This window comes from Gilvimarinus sp. 2_MG-2023, from assembly GCF_030547685.1.
Taxonomy (GTDB): Bacteria; Pseudomonadota; Gammaproteobacteria; order Pseudomonadales; family Cellvibrionaceae; genus Gilvimarinus.
This window is the reverse complement of sequence record NZ_JAUOQM010000045.1, coordinates 21,810-34,598: the sequence shown is the minus strand read 5'-3', so window position 1 is coordinate 34,598 and position 12,789 is coordinate 21,810. Positions and strand designations below refer to the sequence as shown.

Below are 12,789 nucleotides of genomic sequence, written 5' to 3'. Positions count from 1 at the left end.
GGTCTTCTCTCAATTAAACTCGGGGAATTAGCCTATAGTCAGCAGATTATCGCCGGCGGCAACCGCGTCACCTGCCTGCACATTGATAGCGGTTACGGTTCCTGCTTTGGGCGCGCTCACCTCTGACTCCATTTTCATGGCCTCCAAGATCAGCAACGTGTCACCCTCGGCAACTTGATCGCCCGGTTGAGCCACCAAGCGCACAATAGTGCCACCCAAGGGTGCGGGAACTGGCTCACCGCCGCCGGCGGCCGGAGCGGCTCCAGCGGGTGCCGCACCAGCCGCGGCAATTCCAGTAAGATCACCACCTTCACCCACAGTAACCGTGTACTTTTTACCTTCCACTTCTACCGTGTAAATCTCATCGCCGGCATCAGTCGTAGCTGCGGCACCTTCTTTACCGGTTGGCACGGGCTCGAAAGCGTCGGGATTGTTGCGATTTTGCAGGAACTTTAAGCCCACTTGAGGGAAGAGTGCGTAGGTTAAAACGTCGTCCACCTGCCCATCACCAGCGCTTAGCTCAATACCTTTTTCTTTCGCTTGGGCGATCAACTCCTCGGTGAGCTTATCGAACTCCGGCTCAATTAAGTCGGCCGGGCGACAAGTTACAGGGTCTGCATCGCCCAGTATCCGTTGCTGCAGCTCTTTATTAACAGGAGCCGGTGCCGAACCGTACTCACCTTTCAGTACGCCTTCTGTTTCGCGGGTAATGGTTTTGTAGCGCTCACCGGTCAGCACGTTAAGCACGGCCTGTGAGCCGACAATTTGTGAGGTCGGTGTGACCAGTGGAATAAAGCCTAAATCTTCACGTACTTTGGGGATTTCGGCCAATACGTCATCGAGCTTGTCGGTTGCGTTTTGCTCACGCAGCTGATTTTCCATATTGGTCAGCATGCCGCCGGGCACCTGAGCGACCAGAATACGCGAATCGACGCCCTTTAATGCGCCTTCGAACTTGGCGTATTTTTTCCGTACTTCGCGGAAATAACCGGCAATTTCTTCCAGCAAGTGAATATCAAGACCCGTGTCACGCTCGGTACCTTCCAAGCTCGCCACCAATGTTTCGGTAGGGCTATGGCCATAGGTCATGGACATGGAAGAAATAGCGGTATCTACATTGTCGATACCCGCCTCTACACACTTGAGGTTAGTCGCATGAGCTAAACCGGTAGTGGCATGGCTTTGCATATGAATCGGGATGTCACAGCTTTCTTTTAGACGTCTAACCAGCTCGTAACCCACATAAGGCTTGAGCAGGCCAGCCATATCTTTAATGGCAATAGAGTCGGCGCCCATGTCTTCAATGCGCTTGCCCTGCTCGATCCATCCCTCAAGGGTGTGAACCGGGCTAATGGTATAAGAGATTGTGCCTTGGGCGTGCTTGCCTTGGTTTTTAACCGCTTTTAATGCCGCTTCAATATTGCGCATATCGTTCATGGCATCGAACACACGGAATACATCAACGCCATTGGCCGCGGCCCGTTCGACGAATTTTTCCACCACATCATCACCGTAATGGCGATAACCTAAAAGATTCTGGCCGCGCAAAAGCATTTGCATCGGCGTTTTAGGCATCGCCTTTTTCAGCTCGCGAATACGGTGCCAGGGATCTTCACCTAAGTAGCGAATGCAACTATCAAAGGTCGCGCCGCCCCAAGTTTCCAGAGACCAAAAACCGACTTCGTCCAGTTTTTGTGCAATTGGCAACATGTCATCGAGACGCATGCGGGTGGCAAACAGAGACTGATGCGCATCGCGCAGTACCACATCGGTGATACCCAGTGGTTTTTTAACCTCGCTCATGGCGTACTAACCCCAAGTTAAACTGATCTGAAAATACGTTAACGACTATCGACTTATCGACGCGCTTGACGGTGCTGGCGGACAGCCTCTTCGATAACGCGTTGGATATGCGGCTCCACTGCAGCGCCGTTGGCGGCGGGGGCTCGGCTCTTTTTCGGCTCGACCACAACCGGGTCGGGAAAGTAGCGCAGCATGAATCGAGACATAATGCCGGTAGCGAAAACCAACAACGTCAAAAACACAATGACCGTGCCCATGCCGTAGATCATTAAATCAATGCCTTGCTGCAGCAATGTTTCTTGCATAGCGCCTACCTTCTTCTAGTATGAAACTCCGCTCAGGATAAAACGCACCCTCCAAGCGGCCGAGCATTTTCTCTTATCTTTCATCAACTTACAAGATGTCATTTGGTTTGCTCGCCTCACATCAGCCCCGTTAATGGCTCTTTCCCCGATTTTTCCAGCTTTTCGCCTATATTTTCTTGATTTTAGCAAACCAAACTGAAGCACACCGAATATAAAAGCTGTAGAATTCGCCCCTTTTGCGGCGAACAGGCTATGAAAATTCATCTTGCCCCAATGGAGGGCGTTGTCGACTACTTGGTTCGCGACCAGATGACTGCTATTGGCGGCGTAGACCACTGTGTTACCGAATTTGTGCGGGTGGTTGACCAACCGCTCCCCCGGCGCGTCTTTCGCAGACTCTGCCCCGAGCTCGACAACCACTGCCGCACCCCATCAAACACACCAGTTAAGCTGCAACTGCTGGGCGGGCAAGCCCCGGCTATGGCGGAAAATGCGCACCGGGCCATTAAGGCGGGTGCGCAGTCGATTGATTTGAATTTTGGCTGCCCCGCCAAAACTGTCAACAAAAGCGATGGCGGCGCCTGCCTGTTGCGCACCCCCAACAGGCTTTACGATATTATCTCTGCCGTGCGCAAGGCGGTACCCAAAGAGATCCCTGTCAGTGCCAAAATACGCCTCGGCTTTGACAACCGCACTGGGTATGTGGAGTGCGCTCATGCCTGTCAGGAAGGTGGTGCCAGTGAGCTGGTGGTGCACGGGCGTTCAAAGGCCGACGGCTACCGGCCGCCCGCTTACTGGGATTGCATCGGGGAGATTCGCCAAGCGCTGACCATCAACGTTGTGGCTAACGGCGAGATTTGGAGTTTGGATGACTACCATCGATGCATTGCCGAATCGGGCTGCACCGATATTATGCTGGGGCGAGGCTTGCTGGCCCGCCCCGATTTGGCACTGCAAATCAAAGCCGTGCAGCGGGGGCAAGACTACCAACTCAACTCCTGGCACTGGGCATTGGCGCAGCTACACCAATACTATCAAACCAGCTTGCCTATTTACCCGATCAAATACGCGGGCAATCGGGTCAAGCAATGGTTAATGTATTTGCGCACCGCTTACCCGGAAGCCCATCATTTTTTTGAAACCATCAAAAAAGAACGCGCACCAGAGGCGATTGAAACGATCTTTCAACAACAACTGGCACTCGCGCCAACAGATGATTAATGCCGATTGCGCTCCTCTAGGCGCGGCTCCGACACTGCAATAAAGTGGCCGTCTTTGAATTCAATTGCCTGGGTAGAACCATAGGGGCCGAGCGCTTTTAATGAGTGTCCCAATGACTGCAACCCTTGGTGTAAGGCATCACCGGCGTCAGGCTCCAAATAAAGCTTTTGTGGGCGCCACTGATGGTGCACCCTGGGCAGCGCTATAGCATCGTACAGACCCAAGCCTAAATCCACATGATTGATTATCGCCTGCACCACCTGACTGATAATCGTCGGTCCACCGGCCGCGCCGAGCGTCATCACCGGCTTATTATTTTTCATCAATAGCGTAGGGCTCATGCTCGACAGCGGGCGCTTACCCGGCGCAATAGCATTGGCCTCGGTACCAACCAAGCCGTAGATATTGGGCACACCAGGCTGGGCCGAAAAATCATCCATTTGATTGTTCATCACCACCCCCGTACCCGGAATAATCACTTTAGAACCAAAATCGGTATTCACCGTGGTGGTAATCGCCACCCAGTTGCCCTGCTTATCGGCGGTAGCAATGTGGGTGGTGTGCTTATCGAACAAGTCGATGGTCGCTTTGGCTGGCGTGCCGTGCTCGACCTCGGCCAACGTCTTTTTGAGAGAGACCTTACCGGCCAAAGCCTTGGCGTAATCGGACCGTACCAACCCCTTGGGAACATCGGTAAAGGCTGGATCCCCCAGCCAATAGGCCCGGTCAGCAAAGGCTAATTTCATCGCCTCGGCGATTACGTGATAACGCTGCACCTCACTCAATTCGCTCAACTCAAATGATTGCAAAATATTAAGAATTTGCGCTACATGTACACCGCCGGAGCTGGGAGGCCCAAAACCAAACACTTCATACCCACGGTACTGAGAGTGCACTGGCTGGCGCACTAACATTTGGTAATTGGCAAAATCCTTGGCGCGAATCAAACCATCGTTGGCAATCATCCACTTCTCAACCGCCTGGGCAAATGCCCCCTGATAAAAGTAGGCGGCCCCCTGCTTAGCCAAGTGCTTGTAGGTTTTAGCTAAATCCTCCTGCAATAGCTTGTGCCCTACTGGCCAGGGGTTACCTTCACCATCGAGCAACACCTCGGCACTGGCCGGAAACTGGGTTAATACCTCTTGGTGTCGCGCCAGACGATCGGCATAGATTTGATCGATAGCAAAACCTTCTTCGGCCAAAGTAATCGCAGGCGCATACACTTGCTCGGGCGTTAAAGCCCCACCCTTGGCCAACATATAATCAAACAGCGCTACCGAGCCCGGAATGCCTGAGGCTAGCGCTCCGGTGCGACTTAATGAGCGCTGAACTTGGCCGTTTTGGACAAACATATCTCGATGCGCCTTGGCGGGCGCCTGCTCGCGACCATCTAATGCCTCCACCGTGCCGTCAGCCCAACGCACAATGGCAAAACTGCCGCCACCAATACCGGAGTTATGCCCATCGACTACACCCAGCGCCAAAGCCGCTGCAACCGCCGCATCGACCGCATTGCCTCCCCGATTAAGCACTGCCATGGCCGCCTCAGTCGCGCGCGGTTGCACGGTTGCCACCGCGGCCTGACCATCCTCTGTCACTTGCGCATAGCCCGCCATTTCGGCTATGGCCATTGGGGCATTGACCCATAGACAGAATATAACAATCAGTTTGCGCATGCCGACTCCTACAATATTGGTTAACACGAATTCGATGGATAATGCCTGAACAACAGACATAAAAAAACCTCGACAGAGCGAGGTTAAACTAGGAGTGTAGAAGCACTGTTAACCAGTGCCGGGGTCATACGAGAATTACTCAAACCCAATAATGGTTACCACGAAGGCCTTCAACCCCCATAAAGGCGCCCATTTTACCGCGCCGAATGGTGCGAAATGAAACCACCGATAAAGACAAGTACTGCGACACCTTGCTCATCTGCTATACCTCGAGAACTGCTGAATCTCATCCACTCAACGCGGAAATTACCAATTCCAAAACGCAAAAAAGCCCACCGATTACGGGTGAGCTTTTTTATTATTTTTGGATGTCTGTGGGTTTATTATACGCCTAATAGCGACAAATGCTCAATATAAAGATCATCTCAGCCCGTAAAAGACCCAGTAACGTGTCTTTTAAAACGATCGCGCACAAAAAAGCCCAACCTTGCGGCTGGGCTTTGTTTATGGCGGTGAGGGAGGGATTAACTGCGGCACCTCCCTGTGCCGTACCCTTCGGGCTCCCTGCGGTCGGTTCAAAACGCTCCTGGCGTTTTGTCGAACCCTGACGAGGGTCCTGATGTGTAGGGAAAGCACGAATGCCGCGGATACAGGGATGTATAGGAGCGCCCACCCCTCCCACGACCGCACAAAAAAAGCCCAACCTTACGGCTGGGCTTTGTTTATGGCGGTGAGGGAGGGATTCGAACCCTCGAACGGTTGCCCGTTACACACTTTCCAGGCGTGCGCCTTCGACCACTCGGCCACCTCACCAATTTAGAACCAGGACACTACTTATCTAGGCCTCTGCTCTAAGGGGGCGCTAATTTACACAAACCCCCGAATAATTGCAACGCAAGCCCGTCAAATATAACGGGGGAGCAGTAGCTGTGCACATTTTTCCAACAAGGTGTTTGGAAGTTAATCAACCCACTAAAAAAATAGAATCTTTTTAAAATCAGCCCTTGACGGGGGGCAAGTGAAACCCTAATATACGCGCCTCCTAACGACGCACTCGTAGCTCAGCTGGATAGAGTACTCGGCTACGAACCGAGCGGTCGGAGGTTCGAATCCTCCCGAGTGCGCCATATATGAAAAGCCTACCCCAACGGGGTGGGCTTTTTTTATGCCTGACTGGAAGGTGATTACGCAGTGGTCGGGCGCAGAGGCATGTGTATCGACTCCTGACACCGCCCCTCCTCCGCTGTCTTACTAAGCCTGAACCTCCCCCCAACTCTGGCACACCTCTTCCGGCTCGGATATAGACGGCAGGCTTTTAGAAGCACTTGCGGGGGTTCCCAAATAGATAAAGCCAATCAGCTTTTCATTCTCGGCTAAACCTAATCCCTGGCAAACATGGCTGTTATAAGCCATATCGCCCGTGCGCCACATAGCCCCCACACCCAGTGCAAAAGCGGCGTTGATTACATTTTGCGCCGCGGCACCGGCGGCAATTACCTGCTCTTGCTGTGGCACTTTAGGATGATCCTGGCAGCTCGCAATCACCACCAATAGCGCAGGTGCGCGAAGAGGCATATTTTTAAATTTTTGCTGAAACGTATCCGGTAATTGCGGATTATCACGCAGTGCACTGTCGCAAAATAATTGGCCTAACTGCTCGCGCGCCTCTCCTTCGATAGTCAAAAAACGCCAGGGACGCAGCTGGCCGTGGTCGGCGGCGCGCTGAGCAGCCCGCAGCAGCTGTCTCCACTGCTCGGAGCTCGGGCCCGGTTCCTGTAATTTGGGTGTAGAAACCCTGCGTGTTAATGCTTCAATGGCGTCCATAACAGCCTCTTTTGTCTTTAAAACCCATGAAAAGACAAATTCTAACAACATTTATATACTCTTACGGCACAAAAATTCGCATCAATGGCTCTAGTGCTCCATAATCGGATAAAACATAAATAAGGGTTTGCAGTTTATGCACATACCATGGCTAGTGCTCATCATTGGCTTGGAGGCGGTACTGGCAGTGATTATTCTATGCCTGCTACTGGCGTTGCACGCCCGCAAATTAAAGCAGCTACTCGCCCGCCAGCAAGATCAGCTGCGCCAGGCGATACAAAAACCGGCTCACGCAACACCCGAGCCACCGCCCTCCCCTGATACAGCCCCCCAAGCCTATCTGGAAGCACAGCTTGCCAGCACTCAAGCTGTATTTTTAAGCGAAGCACCAGAATCCGATATCGATGCCCCTCAAGCCGACGCTCTGTCTACTGTTGCTCGTGCCGCCGCCATTCGACATGCCATTCTATGTCTAGAGCTGGACGGTGACGGCAGCGGCTTAGGTAGTGAGCACTGGACTCAAATTGGAGAACTGCTCGCGGCGCTGTCCCCAACCTCTAGCGAGAATGGGGATGGCAGTGAAGACCTCACCCAGGCACTAGAAAATGCGCAGAAGCGCATTGAAAACCTAGAGAAATTTAAAAAACTCTTTTTTGAGATGGAAAGCAAGTGGGATGCTGCACGAGATGAAGCCCAAGGCTACCACGATCAGCTGTCTGAGCTGAGTGAAGGCATGGAAAATAAAGATGAATTCAGCGCCATTCTCGCTCGATATAATGCCGTTTACGATGACATCAGCCAAACCATTGAGGCTGCTAGTGGCAATAATATCTCGCAAACTGTGCGCACCGAATCCATCACTTTAACCAAGCCCGATCCGCGCACTAACGACCAGCTCAACACTTTGCGCAATGTGGCCGCCGATCAGCACCGCCTAATCAATAAACTGCAAAAGCAACTGCAAGACGCCGAGAGCGCCGAACAAAAAGAAGTGCTGATTAACGAGCTGCAAAACCAACTCAGCCAGCAGGAACGCTACGTTAAAGAGTCCGAAACCTGTGTTCAACTGCTGGAAAGTGAGTTGGATACCGCCCTCAACAAACTCAATATATACGAAGCCAAGGCACAAGATGCCAACCACGCACAGCAAGAAATAACCGAAATGCGCACCACTTTGCAGCAGTACGCCTCTGAGGCCAAAGAGCTGGTTATTCACATAAATATGCTGGAGACCGAAAATCAGCAGCTTAAGGGCAACACCGCTGACCCCGTTTATGGAGATGATGCCGGTCTGGCCGATCAGTTAGAAACCCTCAAAGAGAGTTACACCACTCTGGAGGCACAGTACGCCGAGCTAGAAGAAAAGTATTTAGATCTGCGCATGAAATAAACCGGCAGGTTTAAATCATAGACTCGCCGTACCAACCCGATTAATATGAGGGAAAGGCTTAAAAGTTAAGGCGCCTTATTCTTTAACTAACTGAGCAAGCCGAATTCACAAGACATTATGCATAATGACCAAGACCACTGAAGAACAAACGACAAAACAAAAGAGAGACGAAAGCGTACTGCAGCAGTATTATTTTCGCACCCTGATGTGTTTCGCCACAGGCGGCACACTGGCGGCCATGATGGACTGGAAAGCGCTAGACTGGCTGTATCTGGGTGCCATTGTATTTTTATTGCTCTATGCCTACGGCGCCTACGTTTTCACCAGCCGACAACCCGAAGAAAACATTCAAAAGATAAATCGCTGGCTAACCTACTCAGATGCGGCCCTGATCGGGGTGGTACTTAACCTTATTAGCTTTTCCCTGCTGCCTTGTATCTTATTCTTAGCCATGATCCAGTTCAACGCCCTGCTCAATGGCGGCCTGCGGCGCTGGCTGGAAGATAACACGGCCCTGGCATGTGGCGTGGGAGTGAGCCTATTGGTTCACCAGCCTCAGCTTATTTTTGCCAGCGATATTCAAATCAGTGCGGTCAGCTTAATTGGCATTATCACCTACTTTTTAGCTTACGCGCTTTATATGCACCAGCGCTTCCACGCTCTGAAAATCTCCAACAGTAAACTATTAAACGAACAAAAATGGCACAAAATCCGCGCCTACAAGCTTTCGCGCTATTTAGCACCGGCGGTGTGGCAAGCGATTAATCAGGGGCGCGATGAAACCCTACAGGCCGAACGGAAGAAAATCACCGTCTTTTTCTCAGACATTAAAGACTTCAGCCAGTTCTCCGAGGAGATGGAATCCGAATCATTAACCGAACTGCTCAATCAATACCTCACCGAGATGACCAAAATCGTCTCTCACTTCGGCGGCACCATTGATAAGTTTATGGGTGATGGGGTAATGGTGCTGTTCGGTGATAGTGAAAGCAAGGGTGTAAAAGAAGACTGCCTGCGCTGCTTGCACATGTCGATCGCCATGAAAAAACGCATGAAATCACTCCAGCAAGAATGGTGGAATCAAGGTATTAAGCGCCCGCTGCAAATCCGTATGGGCATCAACACCGGCTACTGCACCGTCGGTACATTTGGCACCTCGAGTCACCTCGATTACACCGTGCTCGGCACTCATGTGAACCTGGCCAGCCGTTTAGAGTCGGCCGCCTCTCCCGATGAAATATTAATCTCTCACGAAACCTGGTCACTGGTTAAAGACTCGGTATTATGCCGCGATAAAGGCGAGATAAAGGTGAAAGGCTTTAGCGCCCCGGTTAAGGTGTACGAGGTAGCCGGACTGCGCAAAGACTTGGGTCGCAATCAAACCTATTTTGAAGACCGTACCGAGGGCTTTTCGATGTACCTCGACCTGGAAAAAGTGCGCAATTACGACAAAGAAAATGTCCTGGCGGCCCTGAAAAAAGCCGCCGAGAAATTGAGTGATAAGATTATTGTCTGACTAACCGTACTGCAGGCAATGGCTTCGACTCACTGCTGCGGTAAGGGTTAATATCCAACCCACCACGCCGGGTATAGCGCGCGTAGACCTCAAGCGACTGAGGCTGGCAGCGAGCCATAATATCGCAATAGATGCGCTCCACACAGTGCTCGTGAAAGTCCTGATGCTCGCGAAACGAGACGATATACTTCAACAAGCCCGCTCGATCTAATTTATTCCCCCGATAGCGAATCCAAACACTGGCCCAGTCGGGCTGACCGGTGACCGGACAGTTTGATTTCAACAAATCGCTATAGAGGCTCTCCTCTACACACGCATCAGTCGCCGCATTCAGAAGCTCGGCATTGGGAGAATACTCGCTAATAGTGACATCTTGCCCGTCGATACACTCGGCCCGCCAAGGCGCTTGGTCAAAGCTACCGACCGCTTGATAATCCGATAAGGCCGACACATGGACAGTAACGCTAGTACCGGCGGCGGCGGTGAAATCGCGCGCAATACGTTCAGCCACCTCACCCACACTGGCCAGCCGAGTCTGGTTATACGAATTCAAGTACAGCTTAATGGACTTGGATTCAATAATATTGGGGCTCTCGCAGGGCAAGCTAAACTCAATCAGCGCCACTTGCGGCAAGCCTTTTAAGTTTAGCCAAGACAACTCAAAACCAGTCCAGACGTCCTCCCCCGTGAAGGGCAGCGGGGCCTGTGACAGACCCAACACTTGGCGCGACTGCACGCGGGCGATGGAGTACAGCAAAGCGGGATCGTACTCGGAGGTATATTCACTGCTTTTGCCCAGCGGGCTATCCGTTACTTCTGTCATCCAGCACCCCTAAGCTCGCAGCCGCTTGCCATTTTTAAGCAAATATAAACCAATAAAAAACAATATAGCGGTGCACACAATCAAACCCGCAAAGGCCCAATAAACATGCTCCCCCCCTACTCCTAGCAACCCATAACGAAAGGCTTCAACCATATGCAAAATAGGATTTAGCTGTGAGGCGTAACGCCAAAAATCGGGCAGCACGCTAACCGAATAAAATACCCCCCCGAGGTAAGTCAACGGGGTGAGAATAAAGGTGGGCACAATGGAGATATCATCAAAGGTATTGGCAAATACGGCATTGAGAAACCCCGCCAGTGAAAAGAATAGCGAGGTTAACAAAATAATGGTCACCGTCAGCGGCCAGCTATGCACCTGAATCTCGGTAAAAAATAACGCCACCCCTGTCACCAGAGCGCCCACCAATAGCCCGCGCACCATGCCGCCGGTACAGTATCCGAGCAGAATAATGACGTTGGGTGTTGGCGATACCAACAGCTCTTCAATCGAGCGCTGAAATTTTGCACTGAAAAACGAAGACACAACATTGGAATACGAGTTGGTCAGCACCGCCATCATAATCAGCCCCGGCACTACAAATTGCATATAGCTAATACCGTCCATAGTACCGACCCGAGAACCGATCAATTTGCCGAATATTACAAAGTACAAAGACATGGTGATAACCGGCGGCAACAACGTTTGCACCCAAATACGGGTAAATCGCCGCACCTCTTTGCGCACCAAGGTTGAGAGCGCGACCCACTGACCATTGATATTCACGGTTTTTCCTCCCCAGCCAATGGCTTACCCACCAGTGACACAAACAACTCTTCCAGCCGATTGGCCTTATTGCGCATACTGACCACTTCTATTTTTTGCTCAGTCAGCTGGGCAAACAACTGATTGAGGCATTGGCCCTTTTCCACCTCCACCTCAAAGCTGTGTTCATCCACCAGCGCGACCTTATGCCCCGCTAAGCTTGGCGCGACAGATAAAGCACCCGCCACATCAAACACAAAAACCTCTTGGTTTAAACGTGTCAGCAGCTCGCGCATACTGGTGTTTTGCACAATTTCACCGCGGTCAATAATGGCCACATTGCGGCACAAGCTCTCGGCTTCTTCTAGGTAGTGGGTGGTGAGAATAATGGTGGTGCCTTGGGCATTAATGTCTTGTAGAAACTCCCACATTGAGCGGCGCAACTCAATATCCACCCCAGCGGTAGGCTCGTCCAAAATCAAAATACGCGGCTCGTGTACCAGCGCGCGAGCAATCATTAAACGGCGCTTCATGCCGCCTGAAAGCATACGTGCTGGCGTATCGCGCTTATCCCAAAGCCCCAGCCGCTTTAAGTACTTATCGGCTTGTTCAGCCGCCTGAGCGCGCGGCAGGCCATAATAGCCCGCTTGCTGCAGAACAATATCGCGCACTTTTTCAAACTGGCTGAAATTAAATTCTTGCGGCACGATACCCAGCTCTTGCTTAGCCGCCGAGAAGTCTTTATCAATATCGTGCTCAAAGACTTTAATTTCGCCCGAAGTTTTACGCACTAGAGAGCTGATAATGCCGATGGTAGTCGACTTGCCTGCCCCGTTGGGACCAAGCACCGCGTAAAAATCGCCGGGCTGAACTTCCAATGAAATGCCTTTCAGCGCTTCAAACTTATTGTCGTACACTTTATGGAGATTTTTAATCGAGAGCGCAGCTGTCATAATGGCCTCTAATATTTGCCACCTGAGTGGCTCAGTACATCGTTTTTTGTGGAGACAGAACCATGTCGGGATCCGACGCCGAAACCGCCTATCGCGATTTTCATCGCAACCTACTGACGCAATTTATACACGCCACCCAGCAGCAACCGCCATTCGTAAACGATCAGGCCGATGAGCAAGCATTGGAGTATTTAAACCAATTGGAGAGTTTACCCTCGCTGCAGGGTATCGAGTACTCTGAGCAAGGCCAACGCTTACTAACACAAACCATTGCCAGCTTCGCACACCTAACACCGCTCTTACCGCGAGACTTACTCTGGCACTTTGGCGGCGACTGCCTGCATTATATGCCCGATGAAGAAATTGAAAAGTTCCAGCGGTTAGATGAGCAATTTCATCAAGCCGTAAGCGCAGGCGAAGCCTTTGATTACTCCAAAGAACGAGCGCGCATACTGGGACTACACTAGAGTGTATGGCTAGGCTGTGGAGTATATCAGCTGAATGCTGAATGCTGAA

The 12,789-nt window shown here is 51.6% G+C and carries 11 protein-coding genes and 2 tRNA genes; 5 read left to right on the top strand and 8 right to left on the bottom strand.

Going from position 1 to position 12,789, the window contains the following annotated elements:
- Window positions 1–27: 27 nt before the first annotated feature.
- Both oadA and Q4526_RS11150 read right to left on the bottom strand, forming a co-directional pair.
- On the bottom strand, window positions 28–1,803 hold the full coding sequence (gene oadA, locus Q4526_RS11155) for a sodium-extruding oxaloacetate decarboxylase subunit alpha (protein WP_215977158.1): 1,776 nt from the start codon (window positions 1,801–1,803) through the stop codon (window positions 28–30).
- Between the two features lie 53 nt (window positions 1,804–1,856).
- A complete protein-coding gene (locus Q4526_RS11150) occupies window positions 1,857–2,108 on the bottom strand; it encodes an OadG family protein (RefSeq protein WP_215977157.1) in 252 nt (83 codons plus the stop codon).
- A gap of 252 nt (window positions 2,109–2,360) precedes the next feature.
- Here Q4526_RS11150 and Q4526_RS11145 point away from each other — a divergent pair, with 252 nt between their 5' ends.
- Window positions 2,361–3,329 carry a tRNA-dihydrouridine synthase gene (locus Q4526_RS11145; RefSeq protein WP_215977156.1) on the top strand — a complete coding sequence of 323 codons (969 nt, stop codon included), beginning with the start codon at window positions 2,361–2,363 and terminating at the stop codon, window positions 3,327–3,329.
- On the opposite strand, the gene ggt is transcribed toward Q4526_RS11145, so the two are convergent.
- Together ggt and Q4526_RS11135 are read right to left on the bottom strand one after the other, a co-directional pair.
- On the bottom strand, window positions 3,326–5,005 hold the full coding sequence (ggt, locus tag Q4526_RS11140; protein WP_215977168.1) for a gamma-glutamyltransferase: 1,680 nt from the start codon (window positions 5,003–5,005) through the stop codon (window positions 3,326–3,328). The two genes, Q4526_RS11145 and ggt, sit on opposite strands and share 4 nt — an antisense overlap.
- 725 nt (window positions 5,006–5,730) lie before the next feature.
- Window positions 5,731–5,818 (bottom strand) — tRNA-Ser (locus Q4526_RS11135).
- Between the two features lie 237 nt (window positions 5,819–6,055).
- Between Q4526_RS11135 and Q4526_RS11130 the strand changes: the two genes are divergently transcribed.
- Window positions 6,056–6,132, top strand: a tRNA-Arg gene (locus Q4526_RS11130).
- Between the two features lie 124 nt (window positions 6,133–6,256).
- Here Q4526_RS11130 and Q4526_RS11125 read toward each other — a convergent pair.
- On the bottom strand, window positions 6,257–6,829 hold the full coding sequence (locus Q4526_RS11125; RefSeq protein ID WP_215977155.1) for a nitroreductase: 573 nt from the start codon (window positions 6,827–6,829) through the stop codon (window positions 6,257–6,259).
- Window positions 6,830–6,965: 136 nt separating this feature from the next.
- On the opposite strand from Q4526_RS11125, the gene Q4526_RS11120 reads away from it, so the two are divergent.
- Together Q4526_RS11120 and Q4526_RS11115 are read left to right on the top strand one after the other, a co-directional pair.
- Complete coding sequence (locus Q4526_RS11120) at window positions 6,966–8,219, top strand: hypothetical protein (protein WP_215977154.1); 1,254 nt, start codon at window positions 6,966–6,968, stop codon at window positions 8,217–8,219.
- Between the two features lie 124 nt (window positions 8,220–8,343).
- On the top strand, window positions 8,344–9,735 hold the full coding sequence (locus Q4526_RS11115; protein WP_215977153.1) for an adenylate/guanylate cyclase domain-containing protein: 1,392 nt from the start codon (window positions 8,344–8,346) through the stop codon (window positions 9,733–9,735).
- Here Q4526_RS11115 and queF read toward each other — a convergent pair.
- From queF to Q4526_RS11100, 3 genes are read right to left on the bottom strand one after another with little or no spacing between them, the layout of a single operon-like run.
- Window positions 9,725–10,558, bottom strand: a complete 834-nt coding sequence (gene queF / locus Q4526_RS11110) for an NADPH-dependent 7-cyano-7-deazaguanine reductase QueF (RefSeq protein WP_215977152.1) — start codon at window positions 10,556–10,558, stop codon at window positions 9,725–9,727. The genes Q4526_RS11115 and queF overlap by 11 nt on opposite strands.
- Window positions 10,559–10,567: 9 nt before the next feature.
- A complete protein-coding gene (locus tag Q4526_RS11105; RefSeq protein WP_215977151.1) occupies window positions 10,568–11,341 on the bottom strand; it encodes an ABC transporter permease in 774 nt (257 codons plus the stop codon).
- Window positions 11,338–12,273: an ABC transporter ATP-binding protein gene (locus Q4526_RS11100; RefSeq protein ID WP_215977150.1), complete on the bottom strand. Its 936-nt coding sequence runs from the start codon at window positions 12,271–12,273 to the stop codon at window positions 11,338–11,340. The genes Q4526_RS11105 and Q4526_RS11100 overlap by 4 nt, the downstream gene beginning before the upstream one ends.
- A gap of 62 nt (window positions 12,274–12,335) precedes the next feature.
- Here Q4526_RS11100 and Q4526_RS11095 point away from each other — a divergent pair, with 62 nt between their 5' ends.
- Window positions 12,336–12,740, top strand: coding sequence for a PA2817 family protein (locus tag Q4526_RS11095; protein ID WP_215977149.1), 405 nt, complete (start codon window positions 12,336–12,338; stop codon window positions 12,738–12,740).
- The last annotated feature ends 49 nt before the right edge of the window (window positions 12,741–12,789 follow it).

Excerpts from the sequence above, each read along its gene's own strand:
- Q4526_RS11150 (WP_215977157.1), bottom strand. The coding sequence starts at position 2,108 with ATGCAAGAAACATTGCTGCAGCAAGGCATTGATTTAATGATCTACGGC.
- Q4526_RS11095 (WP_215977149.1), top strand. The coding sequence starts at position 12,336 with ATGTCGGGATCCGACGCCGAAACCGCCTATCGCGATTTTCATCGCAAC.
- oadA (WP_215977158.1), bottom strand. The coding sequence starts at position 1,803 with ATGAGCGAGGTTAAAAAACCACTGGGTATCACCGATGTGGTACTGCGC.
- Q4526_RS11120 (WP_215977154.1), top strand. The coding sequence starts at position 6,966 with ATGCACATACCATGGCTAGTGCTCATCATTGGCTTGGAGGCGGTACTG.
- Q4526_RS11125 (WP_215977155.1), bottom strand. The coding sequence starts at position 6,829 with ATGGACGCCATTGAAGCATTAACACGCAGGGTTTCTACACCCAAATTA.
- Q4526_RS11145 (WP_215977156.1), top strand. The coding sequence starts at position 2,361 with ATGAAAATTCATCTTGCCCCAATGGAGGGCGTTGTCGACTACTTGGTT.
- ggt (WP_215977168.1), bottom strand. The coding sequence starts at position 5,005 with ATGCGCAAACTGATTGTTATATTCTGTCTATGGGTCAATGCCCCAATG.
- queF (WP_215977152.1), bottom strand. The coding sequence starts at position 10,558 with ATGACAGAAGTAACGGATAGCCCGCTGGGCAAAAGCAGTGAATATACC.
- Q4526_RS11115 (WP_215977153.1), top strand. The coding sequence starts at position 8,344 with ATGACCAAGACCACTGAAGAACAAACGACAAAACAAAAGAGAGACGAA.
- Q4526_RS11100 (WP_215977150.1), bottom strand. The coding sequence starts at position 12,273 with ATGACAGCTGCGCTCTCGATTAAAAATCTCCATAAAGTGTACGACAAT.